Here is a 17,196-nt window from a genome sequence, read left to right on the forward strand (position 1 = left end):
AGGCTCCACGCAGCGTGGCCGCAGGAGGCCGGATGCGAGCTGCAGTATTCGAGGGTTGCCTCTTGCCAGCCCACGCGGCGACCGCTCTCTCGGTCCTCGGTCGTTACGACCTGCGCCTCCGGGCCCCGAGCCAGCGGCTGGGCCCGCCAAGCTCCGGCGACTAGCTCGACGCGCGTGCGAGGCGCTTCCAGTTTCGGAACACGTATCGGTGGACCTGCTTTACTCCCAGGAACAGCTCCGCTCGTCGCAGAGAGCTCAACTCGCGTTTCGGCACGAGTTCGGTCGTCCGGGTCACCGCGGCGCCCCCGTTCTCCGTCGCCAATTCGAAGGTATCGCGCAGATCGGAGACCTCGGTGATCAGTGCCAGGTCGCTGCTCACCATGCGGAACGACAACCTCCGCTCGGGCACCCACTCCAGGATGCGCTGGCGGACCACGCCGCGATCCGAGACGCACTCGCGCTCGCGCCCGACGCCTCCCGGTCCGGCCGGGAGTCGGCATTCGATCGGCCGCGGCACGCCCAGCCGGAAGAGAAAGCTCGTGGAACCGTCCATCCGCGAGCTGCACAGCAGCGGCCACACCTCGCTCGGTGGCACGGGAAAGCGACTTCGAGTTCGAACGACGAGCGCCTTGGCCGCCATGTACCTCCGACCATGTCCGGGAGTTGTGATAACGCTGGCCGCGGTCCGCCACGATCCGCGCGCGACGCTCGAGGCCACGGCAGTTGCCATCGAGGCGCAACCGGTCGTGGGCCGCTCGAAACGAACGCGGGTGCCAGGCCGCCCGACCAGGACGGCAGGAGCATCATGAGCACGCCCCCCTACGAGCCCGAGGATCGCCCGACATAGAAGCCTCCCCTGACCCAGACGCTGGCCGCGCCGACCACGACAGAAACGGTCCCGCTGGTCCCTCGGATCTCCGGGACCACTCGGTAGACGCTCGCGAAAACGATCGGCACGGCGCCGGCGAGGAGGGAGATTGTAGCGACGACCTCGGCGGGAGCGAAGTCGAAGAGAAACTCAACCGCGAGCCAGGAGAGCACGATTCCCTCGATGACCAACAGGGTTCCCAAGCGTGGTCAGCACGATGGGCTCGCTTCGGCCGCGGCTCCACTCGGCCGTGGCCGTCGCGAGGGTGGGAGCTCGCGACCGGTCGAAGTATCGATTCCCCGTCGGCCGGCGACGCCCGCGCGAAGACTACGCCAAGCCCCCGCTCCGGCCAACCCGTGGCGATCACCCGGGAGGAAATCCCCCAGCGCGTTTCCGACGGGGGTGTTCTGCCGAGGGACGGGCGGCGAATTCCAGGAGTTTCGTTTCAGCGAACGCCGCGATTGGCCGACCGACTCATCGCTCGACGCTGGGTCGTGATGATCACGACGCTGACCACCCAAAGCCCGGCCGCGAGCAGCCCGATGTCGTCGATCTGCAGGGTGAACAGGATGAGCGCCGGCTCCAGGAACAGCAGGACGATACCGCCGGCGAAACAGGCATCCGCGCGAGACAGCAGGGGCGCGGAGCCGGGCTGCTTGCGCTCCAGCGCTTCGATGAGGAAGTAGTAGTAGCTGCCGGCGATCCCCAGCAGGAAAATGCTGATCACTACGACGGCAAGGGTGACTCGAAAGAGCAGGGCATCCGGACCCCCCGAGGAGAAGCGCCCGTAGAGAAAGATGAGCAGGAAGGTCAGGATCGCGACCCCCGTCCCCCCCAGGCTGATCGTCGCTTGGCGATTCTCGTTCGCGTACTCGAATCGAAGGGTCGCGGGCGCCGCTGCGGTGGCCAGTACGTCGGGGGGAGGTTCCATCGGCTCGGTGGGGAGGACTCGGGACGGTGCTCTTCAACGTGCCGTTCGCGCTCGCAAGCGTCCGCCCCGAGCCGCGCCACCCCGCGCGCCCTGATGGCGCGACGGTCCGCAGCGGCTCCTCGGCCCGGTCCGGAACCTCGCTAGCCCGCGTCGGTTCGGCCGACTCACGCGCCGGCGCCTGCGTGGATCGGCCTGCCGTTCGTCGCGACCGACGGCGCGATTTGGCTGGTTCGCTGCCCGTGCGATAGAGCGGGTCCTAGAACCGACGAGGTCGCGGAGCCGCCGTCGCCGAACGTCGCGCCGTGCAGCGTAAAGCTGTTTCTCCGGCACGTTAACTACCGGGTCGCTCTCGCAACCCACGATGGGTGCGCTCCGTTGGCCGCTCCTGGTGCTGGTAGCCGCGATTGCTGCGATCATGGTCGTGCCCTCTCCGGCGGGCCTCGCCTCGCCGGCTGCCCCCCGAGGGGCTACGCTCGCCGCGTTACCGAGCTCTTCGGCCGCCGGGCCAGTCGCGGCGGAGCCGGCGCATCCGGCGGCGCCGGCGCCCGCCACGGCCCAAGTCCGAGCGCAAGATATCGAAGCGCGCATGACATCGTCCCTGGCCCGCGACGGCATCCCGGCAGCTGAACAGCTCCTCCCGAACCTCATGTCTCAGACGAGCGTGAAGGACGGGCAGATCGTACCGGCGCCCGCGACAGTGCCTTCGCCGATGGGAGTCGCGGATTACGGCATCCAGGAGGTGGGCGGCGTGAACGTTCCGACGCTGAACTTCTATCAGAGCATCGCGGGGCGATTCACGATGAACGAGATCGGCCTGAACTACCCCAACAGTGCCGGCCCGGATGAGTTCTCCCTGCAACTCAACACGGTGGCCTCCAACGTCACGCTCTTCGGCAATTCGAGCTACCAGTTCTGGACGCAGAACGTCGTCTACTACTTCCAGAGTACGCACAGCCTGCATCTCTTGGACGCGATCGTCAACTTCACCAACAGCGACTTCAACTTCTCACCGAACACAATCATCGAGGGAAACGGGTTCTACTATCCCGGGTTCGGCTACTTCTATCCGTACGGACCCGATCTGACGGTGCCCGAGCCATTCACGATCAACTTCTACAACAACCTGACCGTACAGGACGGCGACTCGGCGATCTACTTCAACTACTCCGTCAGCTCGCCGGACGGAATCCAGTCGGGGTCCTTCGACCTGGTGGTGTTCAACTCTCAGCCGCTCAGCGGGCCGGCGATCACCTCGGTGTCGCCGTTGTTCGAGATCAACGGCTATCAGCTCACCGGGACCGGCTTCATCCCCTACGACGCCGAGATGATTCTCGGAGGGGACGGGGGCGGCTCGACGGCGTCGATCTTCGACATCAACGCCGAGGTCCAACTGTTCCTCGAGGCGGCCGGCGCGAGCAGTTACAGCCCGATCCCAGCGGGATACTCGTTTGGCAGCGAGACCGGAGAGACCGTGTCCGGAGTTGCCGAATGGGCGTCCGGCGGCCCGGACCCCGTGGTCCATCTCGGGCCGGGTCCCGCGAACCTCGGTCCGCTGTTCGGGGTCCTCGGTGCTCCACCGACCGGCTATGTCACGCAGACGCTCAACGTCCAGCCGACGAACGCGTTCATCTTCGGCTCGCTCGGCAGCACCTTCAACGCGAACACGGCCGCGTGGGGTCCGGTGCCGACGTCCGGACGGGCGACCTATCTGCTGCCCCCGGGGACCTACAGCTACGACGTGATGCTGAGCGATCACGATCCGGTGCTCGTGACCATCTCGGGGTCCGGATCGGCGGTGATCCGCCTGCGGACGGACTGGTCGCAAGGGGTCTACACGCCGCTCTGGGCCTTCGATAACGCGCAGCTGGCGGCAATCTCGCTCCCCGGAGGCTCCGGCTCGCAGCGGAACCCCTACCTCCTCGACAACAACGGCGTCGCGCAGCTCGACCCGCTGTTCAGCACCTTCAACGACTACATCTTCTGGCAGTTCCCCGGCGTCTTCCTCTCGGGCACCACGGCCTACGTCGCGCTGTACCAGGCGCCGTCGTTCACCGCGCCGCTCTCGCTGTCGTGGGAGGTCGCCTACAGCTACAGCGCTTACCTCCCGCCGACGACTCAGCTGACGATCTACCTGTACGCCACCGACCACGCGTCCGTGGTCGACTGCTCGGACATCGGCGGTTGGTGGTTCGTCTCGGACGTCGGCGAGTCGGAGGCGAACCTGGTGCTCTGGAACGCTACCGACACGCTGGTCGCGGGGAACACGTTCCAGGACTCGAGCATCTCCATGTTCACCTTTGGCGGCGCCGGCAACGTGCTGTGGGGCAACGTCTTCGAGACCTACCTCGATCCGGCCGCGCCGTACCCGGGGTTCATCCTCAACTACGGCATCCCCCAGGCCCTCCAGGAGTGGGAATCGGGGGACCTGATCTACAACAACGCGTTCGACACTCCCCAGACCGCGGTGAGCCCGCCCTACAGCATCTACTCCTTCTACGGTGTCCCTGAGACCTGGACGGACAGCTGGGACGTCATCCCCCAGCCCGCGTTCCTGCTGTCGTACGTCAACGGCTGGCGGCTCACCGGGAGCATCCTCGGCCTCCCGTACGTGGCCGGCAACTTCTGGTCGAACTACGGCTCGGGCGCGGACCCGTACGGCGAGCTCCCCTACAACGACAGCGGGGCGATCGCCTACGGCGGGGATTACTTCCCCGTCGTCCCCTACCCGCTCTACGACATCGTGTTCATCGAACACGGGCTCCCCCATGGGACCGAGTGGTCGGTGACCATGAACGGCTTTACGCAGTCGACGACCGGGCGCACGCTCGTCTTCGAGGATCCGACGGGATCGTATCCGTTCGCGGTCGCCACGACCTCGAGCTACACGCCGACCCCGGCCTCGGGGGTGGTCGTCCTGACGAGCCACAGCGTCGTCGTGGTCGTGTACTGGAGCTGACGGACGGCCAGCGCCGAGGGTCGGCCCCGGGGTCGACGGGTGAGGGCGGGGGGACGCGGTGCGCCGAGTGGTCCTTCAACTGCATACGACCCTCGACGGCCTCGCGGACAGCCGCCAGGGGTTCGTTCCCATCCAGGACCGAACGTACTGGAAGGCGCTGGATCGGGCCCTCGCGCAGACCGCTGCCTCGAGCGTCGACGCCCTGTTGATGGGCCGGGGAACTTACCGGCAGTTCGCCGCGTTCTGGCCCCAGGTGGCCACGGACCCGAACGCGCCCAAGGACTGGAAGGAACAGGCACGCCGTCTTCACGAGATCCCGAAGATCGTGTTTTCGAGGTCGCTGGCGAAGGCGGACTGGAACCGCTCGAGGATCGTGCGCGGCGACGTGGGGCGAGAGATCGCGCGGCTCCAACGGCAACCGGGCCAGAACCTGCTCGTTCCTGGTGGCGTGGAGTTCCCGAGGTCCCTCATCGAGCGGGATCTCATCGACGAGTACCTTCTCTCGGTGGTACCGGTTATCGTCGGCGAGGGTCGGAACCGACTGTTCGGCCGCCTCGCCGGTCCGCGCAACCTCGAGCACGTACGAACCTGGACGTTCGATAACGGCGTGGTCCTGCACCAGTACCGACGGGCTCGCTGAGTGCGGCCCGCGGGTCCCGGCGGGCGGACAGGGCACGGAGACGCGTTCTCGTCGCGCGCGGCGGCGACTCCTATCGGAGTGGGGCCCCGCCGGTGAGGCCGAGGATCCGTCGCGGGAACGAGATCGGCCAGTATCGTCGGCAACGCGTCGAGCTTTCGCGCGCCCCCCTTCCGACGGGCGCCAGGGAACGCCCGGCGAGCTCCGTGTCACCGGTCAGGGGAGTTGCGGTCGGAGGATCCGACCGTCACCCGGGGCTCGCACCCCCCAGCGCGCGCGCGGCGGCCGGGAGGTCCCGCAGTCGGACTGCGGCGCCGACTCGCCACGGGCTCGACGAGGGGGATTTCTCGCAGATCAGCGCGCCCTCCTCCCAACGCTCGAGGCTCGGCGCGCGGACCTCGAAGGAATGGTCGAACGCCCACTGCCCGCGCCCGGGCCGAGTGGTGATCCCGAAGAACGGCAGCAGGCCGCCCTTCACCATCGCCTGGAGGAACGGCGCCACCTCTTCGGGCGTGCTGGGATAGTACCGCCGGACCAGATCGACGTTGGCGATCCCGAGGGCCCGCGCCGCGCTCTTGCCCTGCTGGTAGCCGATCAGCTCCTGGGTGACGTCGGGGAGCCGGAGAAAGTCCGCGAGCAGCGACGACTGCCGTTCCCCGGCGCTCAAGAGCGAGGTGAGGGCCATGTTGGCGATCGCCTCGTGCGGCTGGAGCTCCATCGGATCGCCCACGAGGTAGGCGCGCTCCTTGGCGATCCACCCGAGGTCGACGGGGGTCGGGGCGCCCTCGGCTCCGCCCGGCGCGACCACCTGCACCCAGAACGGCTCGGGGTCGTTCGCCCGCACCATGGCGAACAGGAGCCGGTTGACCACGGCCCGGTGCTCGCCCCACAGGACGGTCGCGCCCGGAGGGCGGCTCAGCTCGGTAAAATCCAGCGGGCTGGGCTCCAGCAGCACCGGCGTTCGCTCCTCTACCGGTGACCCGCCCTATATACTCATGGAGCGGCGCGCACGGGCCTCGCCTCGGCCGGCCGGAGGCCGGTCGTCCCGCCGGGCCCCGGTCCGCCGAAGCGCCGGCTCACTTGGTCGTGGGGTCGGGCAGGTAGTACCGCGACAGGAGCTCGAGGAACCTCAGGTCCCTCCTCGCCCCGGCGAACAGTGGAGAGAGGCGGATTCGCGCGAGCTGCAGCGTGTGCTCCTTGACGGCGAGGTGCATGCACTCGAAGAACCGGTCCAGGTCCCCGAGCGCGTAGTAGATGAACCCGATGGAGTTGTGCGAGCGCGCGCTGCCCTGGTACCGCGCCTCGCTCATCCGGGCGATCACCTTCATGGCGGTGGCCCGGTCGCCCTGGACCCCGGCGAGGTAGCCTCGGCAGAGCAGCGCGTTGTCGCTCGTGGGCGCGATGCGCTCGAGCTCCCGGACGCTGCGCTCCGCCTGCTCGAGATCCCCGGTGTAGATGTAGTACTCCACGAGCCCGCGATAGGCGTTGATCGGACTCTGCTCCGCATGCCTCTTCCAGTGCGCGAGGGCGTCGTCGAGGCGACCCGAGGAGAAGTACGCGTCGCCGAGCCGGCGGATCGTCTCCGTCGAGAGGGGGTCGAGGTGGTAGGCTTCCTCCGCCTGGAGGATGTAGGACTCTCGTACGCCGAAGGTCGCCGCCATCGCCGTGAGGATCGAGTGACCCTGGGCCAGGTTCGGGTTCAGCTCGAGGGCCCGTCGCACCTCCCGGTTCAGCACGTCGGACGGCTCGTCGGCCATGAAGGCGAGCTCGCCCCGCGCGGCGTGCGCCTCGGCGAGGTCGGGGTCGACAGCGCAGGCCTTCTCGGCGGCCGCCCGGCCGAGCTTGATGGCTTCCATCCAGGGCGTGAACCCCTCGGCGCCGAGGCCGATGTAGGCGCGGGCGAGGCCGGCGTACGCCCGGGCGAAGGTCGGGTCGGTCCGGATCGACTTCTGGAAGAACGCCACCGACTGCCGCAGCGAGTCCTCGTCCTGGTGCCACATCAGCGCCGTTCCCTGGAGGTAGTCCAGGTAGGCCTCCGTCGCGGTCGGCTTCTCGAGGGTGGGAACCGGGGCTCGGGCCTTCTCCAGGCTGCGGGGCAGCGAGGTGGCGACCTTCGTCGCGATGTCGCTCTGGACCGCGAAGATGTCGTTGAGGTCGTCATCGTACTTCGATGTCCACAGGTGCTCCTCGGTCCCGACATCGATGACCTGGACGGTGACCCGGATCCGGTTCGCGGCGCGCCGGACGCTGCCCTCGACGATCGTGCCGACCCCGAGCTCCTTGCCGATCGTCGCGACCGACTTGTCGGTCTTCTTGTAGCCGATCACGGACGTCCGGGCGATCACCTTGAGGCCCGGGACGAGCGAGAGGTTCGCGATCAGCTCCTCCGTCATCCCGTCCGCGAAGTACTCGTCGCTGGGGTCCGGGCTGATGTTCGCGAAGGGCAGCACCGCGAGCCGGCTGGGATCCGGAGGGCTCGAGTCCTCGGCCGCGGCGGGGTGACCATTGTCGCTCCACGGCAGCACCACCCGGTAGACGTCGATCGGCGACTGGAGCCCCTTGAGCTCCTGGGCGGGGAGCTTAGAGAACTTGTCCGGCACCTTGGTGCGGACCTGGTCGTAGACGGCCCCCGAGACGCAGATGCCGCCCGGTTCTGCGAGCGGTTCGAGGCGGGCCGCGATGTTCACCGCATCGCCGAGGATGTCCGCGCCGTTGCGCACGACGTCGCCGAGATGGACCCCGATCCGGATCCGGATCGGGGCGTGACCGCCCTCGGAGTTCTGTTCGAAGAGGCGACGCTGGATGTTGACCGCGCACTGCACGGCCCGCAGGGCGCTGTCGAACTCGACGAGGAACCCATCGCCCGTGGACTTGATCTCGTGCCCCTGGTGGAGCGCCAAGAGCGGGCGGACCAGCTCGGCTTGCTGTCGTAACGAGTCGAGCGCCCGGCCCTCGTTGGCCTGCGTGGACGCGGTGTAGCCCACGGTGTCGGTGAACATTACGGCCGCGAGACGGCGCCCGGTCGCCACGTGAATTGGATGACATCCATGAGATAAGGGTGCGGTCATCGCTCGCCGCCGCCCCTCGCCCGAGCGAGGGCGGCCGCCGGGCCGCGGAGGGCGGTCCGAGCGCTCGGCCGCGCCGGCGCGAACAAGTAGGTCCGTGCGGTATACGGTTCGCGGAGGCGCGCGACGATGGTGTATGTGAAGGACGAAGGGAGCCTGTTCGACGCGCCGATCGACTTCGTCTGGAAGTACATCTTCGGCGGAGCGGACCACGATTCGGCCCACACGACGACCCGGAGCCCGACGTTCGGCAAGGTGTCGGAGATCACCTTCACGTATGGCTCGGAGCGGCACCTACGTGGCGTGTGGGCGCCGGATAAGCTGCGCATCTCCATGTTCCCGCCGGTGGCCGTCGCGACCGAATGGCTGGAGGGGGTCCTGGCGGACTCGAAGCTGGTGTACGTGTACTCGCCCGCGGGCGACCAGACTCGCATCGATGTCTACGGTGACTTCCGGTCGAAGACGCTGCCCGCATCCGAGGTCGAGGCCGCCGCCCGCGAGTTCCTCGAGACGGAATTCCGGGACGACGCCTCCGCGATCCGAAGAGCGTACGCCAAGGAAATGGGTTCCACCGGGACACGCGACGGGTGACCGGCGTCGGGCCGCGCCCACGCCGCGGCCAGCCCTCCGAGAGTCGGCAGCTCGCGGGAGCGAAGGCGACCGGCCGCTCGGCCGGACTCGGCGGGTGGGACTTCTTGGCCATCCGCCTCCCCAGGATCGGGTTCGCCGACACCGCGGAGGGTCCCTCCCGGCGCGGCTCCGACGCGGTCGGGCAGCGCCGCTAGGAACCGCCGCACGGCCCCTCACGCCGCGGCGACCGGGCGAGTAGCGCCTGATCTCGCCAGGTGGTTTGGCGCCACGCCGTAACCTAGCGGTTGAACTCGTCGACCTTGTCGCCGCCGGGCAAAGGACCGAGCGCGGAGGGACGGGTCACGCGCGCCCCCGACCGTTATCTTCCGACGGCGCTGCGCCAGGCAGGGCGGGCGAGTGACGGACGCGAAGGGAAGCATCCTGCACCAGCAGGCGCTCACGGTGATGGGGTTCTTCACGGGCCTCGTCCTGACCTCTCTGGTCCTGATCCTCGACTCGCCCGGTCCGTTCCATGCGCCGATCGGCGACCTTTCGGGCCAGCAGTACTTCGAGCTCGTGACCACGTACGTGGCGGCCGTGGGCGCCCTTAGCAGCGTCGGGATGATCGCGTTCCTCGAGGTAGCGGGCGGTCTCGCTCCAACCTTCAGCTTCGTCGACCGCCTCGCCACGAGCCTATTCTTTCTCAGCGTCTTCGGTTTCATGGGGATCCTCCCGCTCCTCCTGGCCCCGTTCACTCACGCGGGCGCCGCGGCGATCCTCGCCCTCGAAGCCGTGTTGCTCGCGGTCTACTTCGTCGGCCGCGTGATCGCGCGCGACCGACGTGGCGTCCCCGACCAGGGACCCGTGGGCCGGTAGGTGGCCTCGGGAGGAACTCCCTCGGCCGATGGGTCCATACGACCGAGCTCCCGTAGCTCCAACGGGTTCTCGTGCGGAATCTCTGGCCCATCTTTTTCCTGGCGGCCCTGACGCCATGCGTCGAGTTCTTGACCGGCTCCACTTCGTTCCTGGGGCTGTTCGCCGCACTGCCGATGTCGGCGATCCCCTTCGTCGCGATCACGCTGCCCGGTTACATTTTCCCCGTCCTGCTGATCCGGGACGCGCTCGTCGCGTGGTCCAAGGGATGGGCCTCGTTGCTCGGCCTCGGCATCGCCTACGGGGCCGTGAACGAAGGCCTCCTCGCCAAGACCTACTTCGTAGTGAACCCGCTCTCCCCGCCGCTCGGACCCGGGGGTGGGCTGGGCCGGTGGCTTGGCGTGAACTGGCCTTGGGTGACCGAGATCTCGCTCTTCCACATGGTCGTCAGCATCTCGGTGCCGGTCGTGCTCGGCTTCCTGATCTTCCCCGAGACCCGCGCGGTGCGTTTCTTGAGCCGCGGCGCGATCCGGTGGATGATTGCCTTCCTGCTCGTAGAGATCACCGCGATCATCGCGCTCCAGTCGATCGTGGGCGACTATCGCAGTCTGCTGCCCCTTTACCCGCTCCCGATCGCGGTCGTCCTGGGCGGGATCTATCTCGCGCGCCGGATGCCGCGGCCCGATTCGCGCCGGACTCTCGAGGGAGGCTTCGGCCGCCCCGTGCCCCTCGGGCTGGCGGGGCTGGGGTTCTTTGTGGTCATGTTCCTCCCGATCCTCGGATTCTTCCCCATCGCGTTCGTCGCGACCCCGGTGCTCGCGGACGGACTCTACCGACTGGGCGCGGCCTCGGGGGTGGTCGCAGCGGTCTATCCGCTCGCTTGCGCCGGCCTCGCGATGCGTTTCTTCTCGCGGTACACCCTCGGGGACGTCCAGCTGCTCGCGCTTGTCACCGGTGTGATGATCGTGCCGATGGCCCACGCAGTCTCGACGCTCGACTTCGCGGTAGGCGCCCCGGTCGCGGCCGCGCTCTACCTGGCGGCGATCCTGCTCGCGCGAAGCCGGATCCTGAAGCGCGCGGAGTCGCCGACGACTTCCGCGGCGGTCTGAAGGACCTCAGCCCCGCAGATAGGTCTGGTCCTCGGCGTCGATCGTCTCGAGGACGCGCTTGAGGACAGTGCCTTGCGGCAGGAAAAACGGCACGACCGTGATCCGCAGCTCCCCACGGGACTGGATCCGGGTACCTCCCGCGGCCTCCGAGTAGGTGTTCTCCATCCAGGAGCCGAGTGCATAGGGTCCCGTCCCCGCCACGATCTCCCATCGAAGCATATCCGGCGGTCGCGCGGTGTATCGCCACTGGGACGACAGCAGCCGTCCCCGGGCGTCGATCGAGCGCTCGAGCGTCGTGGACGCGCCGGTCTGTCCGATCGTTCGTTGCTGTCGGATGAGGGGGTGGATGCGCGAGATTCGCGTGTCGTCCGTGTGGTCGCGCAGCAGTTGCCAGACGCGATCTCGGGGGAACGGAAACACTTCGTCGTGCTCGTATCGAACCATGCGCCCGACCGGCGAGATCCGGAGCGTACATAATGAACGCACGCTCGCGCGGCAACCGATCCGGGCAAGGCCGGTCACCGACGAGTTGGGACCGATCGACTACCGTCGCACGACGAACTCGACCCGACACTGGGCCCAGGCTCTCCGGTTCGTCCAAGGGCTACCGAGGTACACCTCGCGGACCGCCCCCACGGATCGAATCGTGCCGTCCTTTCGACGGGCGCGGGTCCAATCGATCAGCCCGTGGTAGACGAGGCGCGGCGAGATCCGCTCGGGGTCGAACGTGACGGTAGCTACCCACTCGGACGGCAGGGTTCGCAGACGGATCCGCCCGTCGGAGGCGGGGTGTCCCCCGATCTCGAGACACGCCTCCCAGCGGTGGCGGCCGCGGTCGACGAAGATCCAGCGGCCGGTGCGCAGATGGTGGTGCGCTGCCCAGCGGACGAGCTCCGCGAACTCGGTCCGAAGATTGTCCTCCTTCCACCGCCCGATCCGGACGATCGAAGCGACGCGGCGGCGGCGAGCTCGCGCCAGAGAGAAATCCACCCGACAGGACCTCTTCATGGGGTCGCGGACCGTGGAGGCATGCCCGGCGCGGGAGATAGGCTTGGAGCCGTCCGTGGGCGGCTGCACGCAGTTATCCGCGGACGACGATCGCGCTGTCGTGGCCGTCGTGGACGCTCGCGTCCGGGTGCATCACCCCTGTCCGTACTGCGACCTCTCCGGGGAGTTCCCGCGCACGCTCCTGCTGCTATGGTGCGACAACCGTCGCGATGTCTTCGTCGCGTCCTCTCCTGACGAGGGAGAGCTACGTCGCGTGGTGCGGGCGTTTCGGGCCTCCTTTCGTGCCCGAACGCTGCTCGAGAGCGGCAAGGACGCCGTGGTGAGCCTGGCAGAGTTCGAGTGGGCCGACCCGCCCTCGGTGACCGGCATCGCCCGGAAATCCGGGGTCTGGGTCCTGCACCCGGTCGTCTACTTCGGAGGCACCGAGACCTACCGGCTCGTCTCTCCCTCGAGTTCGCGCCTGAACGCGTTCCTGCAGCGGGTGCGGCGGCTCGGCGACCTCGAACTCCTCTCGGTCTCCACCCGGGCCGACATCGGTGATGTGCGGGACCTACCGGCGGCCGCGGTGCACTTCTTCGAGGGTCTCACGGACCGACAAGCTCGGTCGCTGGTCGCCGCGTTCGAGGGCGGTCTGTTCGATGTGCCCGCCCGGTCGAGTTGGGACGCGGTCGCCCGGAACGAGGGCCTGTCGTGGTCCACTTTCGGAGAGCACCTGCGAAAAGCCCAGCTCCGACTGCTGGCCAACAGCTACTCGGCCCTGAAGGCGCGCAGCGGTCGTGCGGAGACCCCGGTCCTGCTGCCGCGGATCGGGTCCCGTCGCCCGAGTCGTAGAGCCCCGTTGCGGGGAACGCGCTCGACCGGAGCCCCGGACGGCTAGGAGACGGATCGACGGGATCCGGCTCGGCGGGCGCCGAACAGACCCAGCCCTTCGCGCCGGCTGGGTTCGGAGTTCCCCCGTCGCGCCCAACGGGCCAGCGCGGGGCACAGATTCCCTCCCGGGCCGTGATCGATGATCACGACGGCGTGCGGACCGAGGAGGGGATCGAGCCGCTCCAGCTCGCGAAACGTGGCGCCGCATTCGTGGGGGACATCGTACACGAAGAGACCGATGCTCGGTAGCTGCTCGGCCAGCAGCGGAAGCACGTCCGCCTTGTCGCCGAGGCGCAGGTCCCAGCCCCGGCGAAGCCGGGGGGGAACGGCCCATCCGGTCGCCCGCCCTGGCGGCAGGCTCCACGAGAAGCGGGTCCGCTTCCGGTGCGCGCGGGACGGGGCTTCGTGCGAGGGCAGATCGACGGAATGGAGGCGGCCGGAGCCGTTGCGTTCGAGGGCGCCCAGCAGGTAGGCCGACGACACTCCGGAGGAGACACCGACCTCCACCACGTGGTCCGGCTGCATCAGCCGCACGAGCGCGTAGAGCTCCAGCGGGGCGTCAATCTCGATGTAGGACTCCCGGCCCTCGCGTGCGTGCTGGCGGGCGAGGTAGGAGTAGATTCGCGTTTCGTTCCGGGCCTCCGCGATGGCAGAGTCTGCCTCCGCTGCGGATCTATCGGAAAGTCGCGCGACCCATCCGCCGTCGGGATCTATCTCGGGCTGCATGGCCGGAGCATCCTCACGGCCCCTCGAGGTCGGACAGGTCGCCGATCCACTCCCTCGCGGTCTCGATCCCGGGGCGGGCGGACCGTATGCGCGCGAAGGCCGCGTCGAGCGTTATCCCCTCCGTCCGATGCAGGTACCACGCCGCCGCCAGCGGCGACCGGCGAATGCCGTGCCCGCAGAAGACGAGCACCGGGCGCCGATCGGAGCGCGCCGCGCCGATCGCGACCGCGAGTCGGTCGAGGTTCCGAAGGATCGCGCGGTCCGACGCGGCATCGTAGATCGGGATGTGCTCAGTGGACGACAGGTCCTCGGGCGCCTCGTCGAGCACACAGAACTTCACGCCCGGGAATCCGCTGGCGTCCTTTCGGCCACCCACGAACAGGCCAGGACCTACCTCCGACGGACCGGATCGCTTCGCGCTGGGCTTCGCCGTGGCCGATGTCTTCGCTGACCCCATGAGACCACCGGTGCTCAGGATGGTGCCGAGGCGCTTGTCTCTTGAGCCGCCCCCGGGCGGTCAGTGCGCGACGGTCACGGTCCGTGACGTTGGCGGGGGCGATTCCCGCCAAGGGGCGAGCATGCCTTTGGCGGAGCCCACCTGCTCCGGCCCCCATCGAATCAGGCGGAGTGTCAAAGCACTTCGGGCCGTCCTCCCGATGCGGCTGGCGGAGCATCTTGATCCGCCCACCGCACGACGGCGAGCCCGGCCGGACACGAACGGCCGCATCCGGCCGATCAGGATCGTCCGCCCGCGGAGGCCGGTCGCGAGCGAAGCTCGGACCATGAGGACTCCGGTCGGGTCGCGAGCCGCGGGTCCGGGGTCGCCGGCCCCGATCGACCCCGGACCCACCGCGGTGCCCCGATGGCGCGGACCGTCACTTCCAGCGAGTGAGGATCGTCTCGCGGTCGAAGAGACGCCGTCCCAAGGAAAACAACAGCAGCCCGATCACGGCGAGGATCCCCGCGAGGAGAAGCGAGTTCCGGGCGTCGAGCGGGAAGACCTGGATCTCGGCCGCGACGTAAAGGATGATGAGGGGAAGGAACAGGACCCCCGACATCTGCTGGGCCGATCGTACGTCCTGGACCCGGGACGAGATCGCGACCGACCCCTCGATCGCCACAATGGCGACCAGCGGCGCGAGGACGAAGACCTGGGCCACGATCGTGAGGTTGGGATAGTAGTAGTACCCCAGGGGACCGCGGGTGATCGCGTCGATGAGCCCCATGTACGCGGCCGCGCCGGCCCAGATCGCGATCATCGACGGCAGCCACGCGGCCAGGACCTTTCCGAGGAGGATCTCCCCGTCCGTGCTCGGTGTGGCCAGCAGCGGCTCGAGACTTTTCTCGACCTTCTCGCCGACGATGCTGTAGGCGGAGATCGACGTCGGCAGCATCGCCCCACCGATCACGAACCAAAAGCTGAACGCGTCCACGAACGAGATGATGGTCGCCGAACCCACCGGCGGGCTCTGGACCGCGATGACGTGGACGAGCGCCGGAAACCCGAGCGCCACGCCCACGGGCAGGGCGATAAGCGCGGCGAAGATCGACCGTCGTCGCCGAATGAGCGTGAGGTCGTGTCGGGTGATCGCCCAGGCCTGGGACAGTCTCATGTGGCGGGCTCCGACTCGCGGACCAGCCGGAGGTAGACGTCCTCGAGCGACGCCGATACCTGGGTGAGCTCGATCAGGTTGCCCCCGGCCGCGACCACGGTCTGCGCGAGCACCGGGTTCTCCGAGTCCGGGTCCTGGACCGACAGGATCATCGTGTCGCCGTCCACCTCGAGAGCGCGGCCGGGGAATCGAGCGCGCACGGCCGCGAGGATCGCTTCGGACAGCGGCGCCATGCGAACCTTCGTGCGGCCCCCCCAGATCTGGGACTTGAGCTCGGAAGGGGACCCCACGCTCAGGAGCTGCGTGCGCAGGATCCCGACACGGTCGCAGATCCGCTCCGCCTCGTCCAGGTGGTGGGTGTTGAGGAAGATCGTGCGCCGCTCCTTCTTCAGTTCGAGGATGAAGTCGCGGACGGTCTTCGCGGCCTCCGGGTCGAGGTTCGCGGTGGGCTCATCGAGAAACAGGAGCCGGGGGTCGTGCACCAGGGCGCGGGCGATCGCCACCTTCTGCTTCATCCCCTTCGAGAAGGTCGCCACGGGGGCGTCTCGCCGCTCCCACAGCTCGAGCATCCGCAGCAGGCGCTCGATGTTCTCCCGCATCCGGCCCGGATCGACGCGGTAGAGTCGGGCGAAGTACGAGAGGTTCTCGTAGGCGCTCATGCCCTCGTAGAGGCCGACGTTCTCCGTCAGCAGACCGATCTGCGAGCGAAGTCGGAGTTCGTCGGCCGGATCCCCGAGGGAGCATCCGGCGACCTGGCCCGAGCCGCGGGTCTTCGAGATGAGGCTGGACAGCATCCGGACCGTGGTCGTCTTGCCCGCCCCGTTCGGTCCGAGAAAGCCAAAGACCTCCCCTTCGTGGATGTCGAGGTTCAGGTTCTCGACGGCCGTCACGCTCCCGAACTGCTTGGTGAGTCCTTCGGTGTGGATCACGACGCCCGCCTCGAACGGTCGACTCCCCTGACCCCCTAAATCTCTTCGTGGCGCCGCCTTGCGCCCGGCCCCGGTACGACCACTGCGCCCGAGTCCTTACGGGGCAGGGCCGTTCGCCGGTCGATGTCGGAGAACCGTGCGTCGCGCCCCCCCGGGACGGCCGCAGGGTCAACTCCGATCTCCGCCGGGCACCTGAAGGGAGGAGGCGGGGAGGCCCGTCCTCGTCAACTCCGCGCCTTGACCGGGCCGGACGGCGTCGGCCGGCCGGGTCGCGGTGACATCGACGACGCGGGGGTTGACCCACGACGTCCGGTTCGCCGGCCGAGTTTCTTCCTGCGAACGTCGCGCCTGCGAGGCACGTCTGCCAACGCCGCCGCTTCCGGGAGGGACGCCGCGTACTCGATGAGCCGCATCCCACCCCAGTTCCGGTACCGGCCGGTGCGCCGGAAGCCCTGGCGCTCGTAGAATCGCATCGCGCGTCGGAGCGGCGGGGTGGTTTCGAGCGTGACGCGGTGACACCCCCGACGATGGGCGAAGCGCAGCGCGGCGCGCAAGAGACGGTTCGCCACCCCCGTCCCCTGCCGTTCGCGAGGGACCGCCATGCCCCGGAGGCGGGCGTGGGACGCGGCGCTCAGGCGGACCGACACGGTGCCGAGAATCCGCGAGTGGGTGTCCGTCGCGACGAGCACGTGCTGAACCCTCAGGCGGCGGGCGAGGCGGCGCGCGTCCAGCACGGTGGCCGAGAACGCCACCGCGGTGTAGCGACGACGATAGGGCGCGAACGCATCGCGGAGGCAGGCGAGGATCGGGGCGACGTCGGATAACCGCGCGCCACGAATTCTGATGCGCCGCGCTTCTCGTGCCATGCCAGCTCCGACACGCGTCCACCGGCGATATGGATGTCCCCTGCCCCGACGCCGACCCGGTCGGGGGGTTCACCCCCTTCGGGCGAGCCAACGCAACGCGGCCGACATGCATCGACCCGACGACCGGAAGCCTGCGCGATTCGCGCGAACCCGAGACCGCCGGCGGTCAAACTCA

18 protein-coding genes are annotated in these 17,196 nt (G+C 68.6%); 6 read left to right on the forward strand and 12 right to left on the reverse strand.

Annotation, left to right across the window (positions count from 1 at the left end; translation table 11 throughout):
* Nucleotides 1–160 precede the first annotated feature (160 nt).
* The 3 genes from VEL82_05615 to VEL82_05625 form a co-directional block, all read right to left on the reverse strand.
* A complete protein-coding gene (locus VEL82_05615; protein ID HXW67333.1) occupies nt 161–640 on the reverse strand; it encodes a hypothetical protein in 480 nt (159 codons plus the stop codon).
* A gap of 179 nt (nt 641–819) precedes the next feature.
* On the reverse strand, nt 820–1,071 hold the full coding sequence (locus tag VEL82_05620; GenBank protein ID HXW67334.1) for a hypothetical protein: 252 nt from the start codon (nt 1,069–1,071) through the stop codon (nt 820–822).
* Nucleotides 1,072–1,313: 242 nt separating this feature from the next.
* Nucleotides 1,314–1,799: a hypothetical protein gene (locus tag VEL82_05625; GenBank protein ID HXW67335.1), complete on the reverse strand. Its 486-nt coding sequence runs from the start codon at nt 1,797–1,799 to the stop codon at nt 1,314–1,316.
* 586 nt (nt 1,800–2,385) lie between these two features.
* Between VEL82_05625 and VEL82_05630 the strand changes: the two genes are divergently transcribed.
* Both VEL82_05630 and VEL82_05635 read left to right on the forward strand, forming a co-directional pair.
* Nucleotides 2,386–4,755 carry a thermopsin family protease gene (locus VEL82_05630; protein ID HXW67336.1) on the forward strand — a complete coding sequence of 790 codons (2,370 nt, stop codon included), beginning with the start codon at nt 2,386–2,388 and terminating at the stop codon, nt 4,753–4,755.
* 58 nt (nt 4,756–4,813) lie between these two features.
* Nucleotides 4,814–5,395, forward strand: a complete 582-nt coding sequence (locus VEL82_05635; GenBank protein ID HXW67337.1) for a dihydrofolate reductase family protein — start codon at nt 4,814–4,816, stop codon at nt 5,393–5,395.
* A gap of 244 nt (nt 5,396–5,639) precedes the next feature.
* Here the strand turns inward: VEL82_05635 and VEL82_05640 are convergent, their stop codons facing one another.
* Both VEL82_05640 and VEL82_05645 read right to left on the reverse strand, forming a co-directional pair.
* A complete protein-coding gene (locus VEL82_05640; protein HXW67338.1) occupies nt 5,640–6,347 on the reverse strand; it encodes a hypothetical protein in 708 nt (235 codons plus the stop codon).
* A 121-nt stretch (nt 6,348–6,468) separates the two neighbouring features.
* Nucleotides 6,469–8,421, reverse strand: coding sequence for an adenylate/guanylate cyclase domain-containing protein (locus tag VEL82_05645; GenBank protein HXW67339.1), 1,953 nt, complete (start codon nt 8,419–8,421; stop codon nt 6,469–6,471).
* A 165-nt stretch (nt 8,422–8,586) separates the two neighbouring features.
* Here VEL82_05645 and VEL82_05650 point away from each other — a divergent pair, with 165 nt between their 5' ends.
* The 3 genes from VEL82_05650 to VEL82_05660 all read left to right on the forward strand — a co-directional run bounded on the left by VEL82_05650 (nt 8,587) and on the right by VEL82_05660 (nt 11,009).
* A complete protein-coding gene (locus tag VEL82_05650) occupies nt 8,587–9,048 on the forward strand; it encodes a hypothetical protein (protein ID HXW67340.1) in 462 nt (153 codons plus the stop codon).
* Nucleotides 9,049–9,444: 396 nt separating this feature from the next.
* The gene (locus VEL82_05655) at nt 9,445–9,903 is read left to right on the forward strand and encodes a hypothetical protein (GenBank protein ID HXW67341.1); all 459 of its coding nucleotides are present in this window, start codon (nt 9,445–9,447) and stop codon (nt 9,901–9,903) included.
* A 128-nt stretch (nt 9,904–10,031) separates the two neighbouring features.
* On the forward strand, nt 10,032–11,009 hold the full coding sequence (locus tag VEL82_05660) for a hypothetical protein (protein ID HXW67342.1): 978 nt from the start codon (nt 10,032–10,034) through the stop codon (nt 11,007–11,009).
* 6 nt (nt 11,010–11,015) lie between these two features.
* On the opposite strand, the gene VEL82_05665 is transcribed toward VEL82_05660, so the two are convergent.
* Together VEL82_05665 and VEL82_05670 are read right to left on the reverse strand one after the other, a co-directional pair.
* Entirely contained in the window at nt 11,016–11,453 is a 438-nt protein-coding gene (locus tag VEL82_05665; protein ID HXW67343.1) for an SRPBCC family protein, read from the reverse strand.
* A 99-nt stretch (nt 11,454–11,552) separates the two neighbouring features.
* Complete coding sequence (locus VEL82_05670) at nt 11,553–11,999, reverse strand: hypothetical protein (protein ID HXW67344.1); 447 nt, start codon at nt 11,997–11,999, stop codon at nt 11,553–11,555.
* A 73-nt stretch (nt 12,000–12,072) separates the two neighbouring features.
* Between VEL82_05670 and VEL82_05675 the strand changes: the two genes are divergently transcribed.
* Nucleotides 12,073–12,894, forward strand: coding sequence for a helix-turn-helix domain-containing protein (locus VEL82_05675; protein ID HXW67345.1), 822 nt, complete (start codon nt 12,073–12,075; stop codon nt 12,892–12,894).
* Here VEL82_05675 and VEL82_05680 read toward each other — a convergent pair.
* The 5 genes from VEL82_05680 to VEL82_05700 all read right to left on the reverse strand — a co-directional run bounded on the left by VEL82_05680 (nt 12,891) and on the right by VEL82_05700 (nt 17,021).
* Complete coding sequence (locus VEL82_05680) at nt 12,891–13,613, reverse strand: class I SAM-dependent methyltransferase (protein HXW67346.1); 723 nt, start codon at nt 13,611–13,613, stop codon at nt 12,891–12,893. The genes VEL82_05675 and VEL82_05680 overlap by 4 nt on opposite strands.
* A gap of 13 nt (nt 13,614–13,626) precedes the next feature.
* Nucleotides 13,627–13,953, reverse strand: coding sequence for a dual specificity protein phosphatase (locus VEL82_05685; protein ID HXW67347.1), 327 nt, complete (start codon nt 13,951–13,953; stop codon nt 13,627–13,629).
* Nucleotides 13,954–14,488: 535 nt separating this feature from the next.
* The gene (locus VEL82_05690; protein ID HXW67348.1) at nt 14,489–15,226 is read right to left on the reverse strand and encodes an ABC transporter permease subunit; all 738 of its coding nucleotides are present in this window, start codon (nt 15,224–15,226) and stop codon (nt 14,489–14,491) included.
* Nucleotides 15,223–16,155 carry an ABC transporter ATP-binding protein gene (locus VEL82_05695; protein ID HXW67349.1) on the reverse strand — a complete coding sequence of 311 codons (933 nt, stop codon included), beginning with the start codon at nt 16,153–16,155 and terminating at the stop codon, nt 15,223–15,225. Before VEL82_05695 ends, VEL82_05690 begins: the two co-directional genes overlap by 4 nt.
* 224 nt (nt 16,156–16,379) lie before the next feature.
* Nucleotides 16,380–17,021: a GNAT family N-acetyltransferase gene (locus tag VEL82_05700; GenBank protein ID HXW67350.1), complete on the reverse strand. Its 642-nt coding sequence runs from the start codon at nt 17,019–17,021 to the stop codon at nt 16,380–16,382.
* Nucleotides 17,022–17,196: the final 175 nt, after the last annotated feature.

The sequence above is a fragment of the Thermoplasmata archaeon genome (assembly GCA_035622275.1).
GTDB lineage: Archaea > Thermoplasmatota > Thermoplasmata > Lutacidiplasmatales > UBA184 > Lutacidiplasma.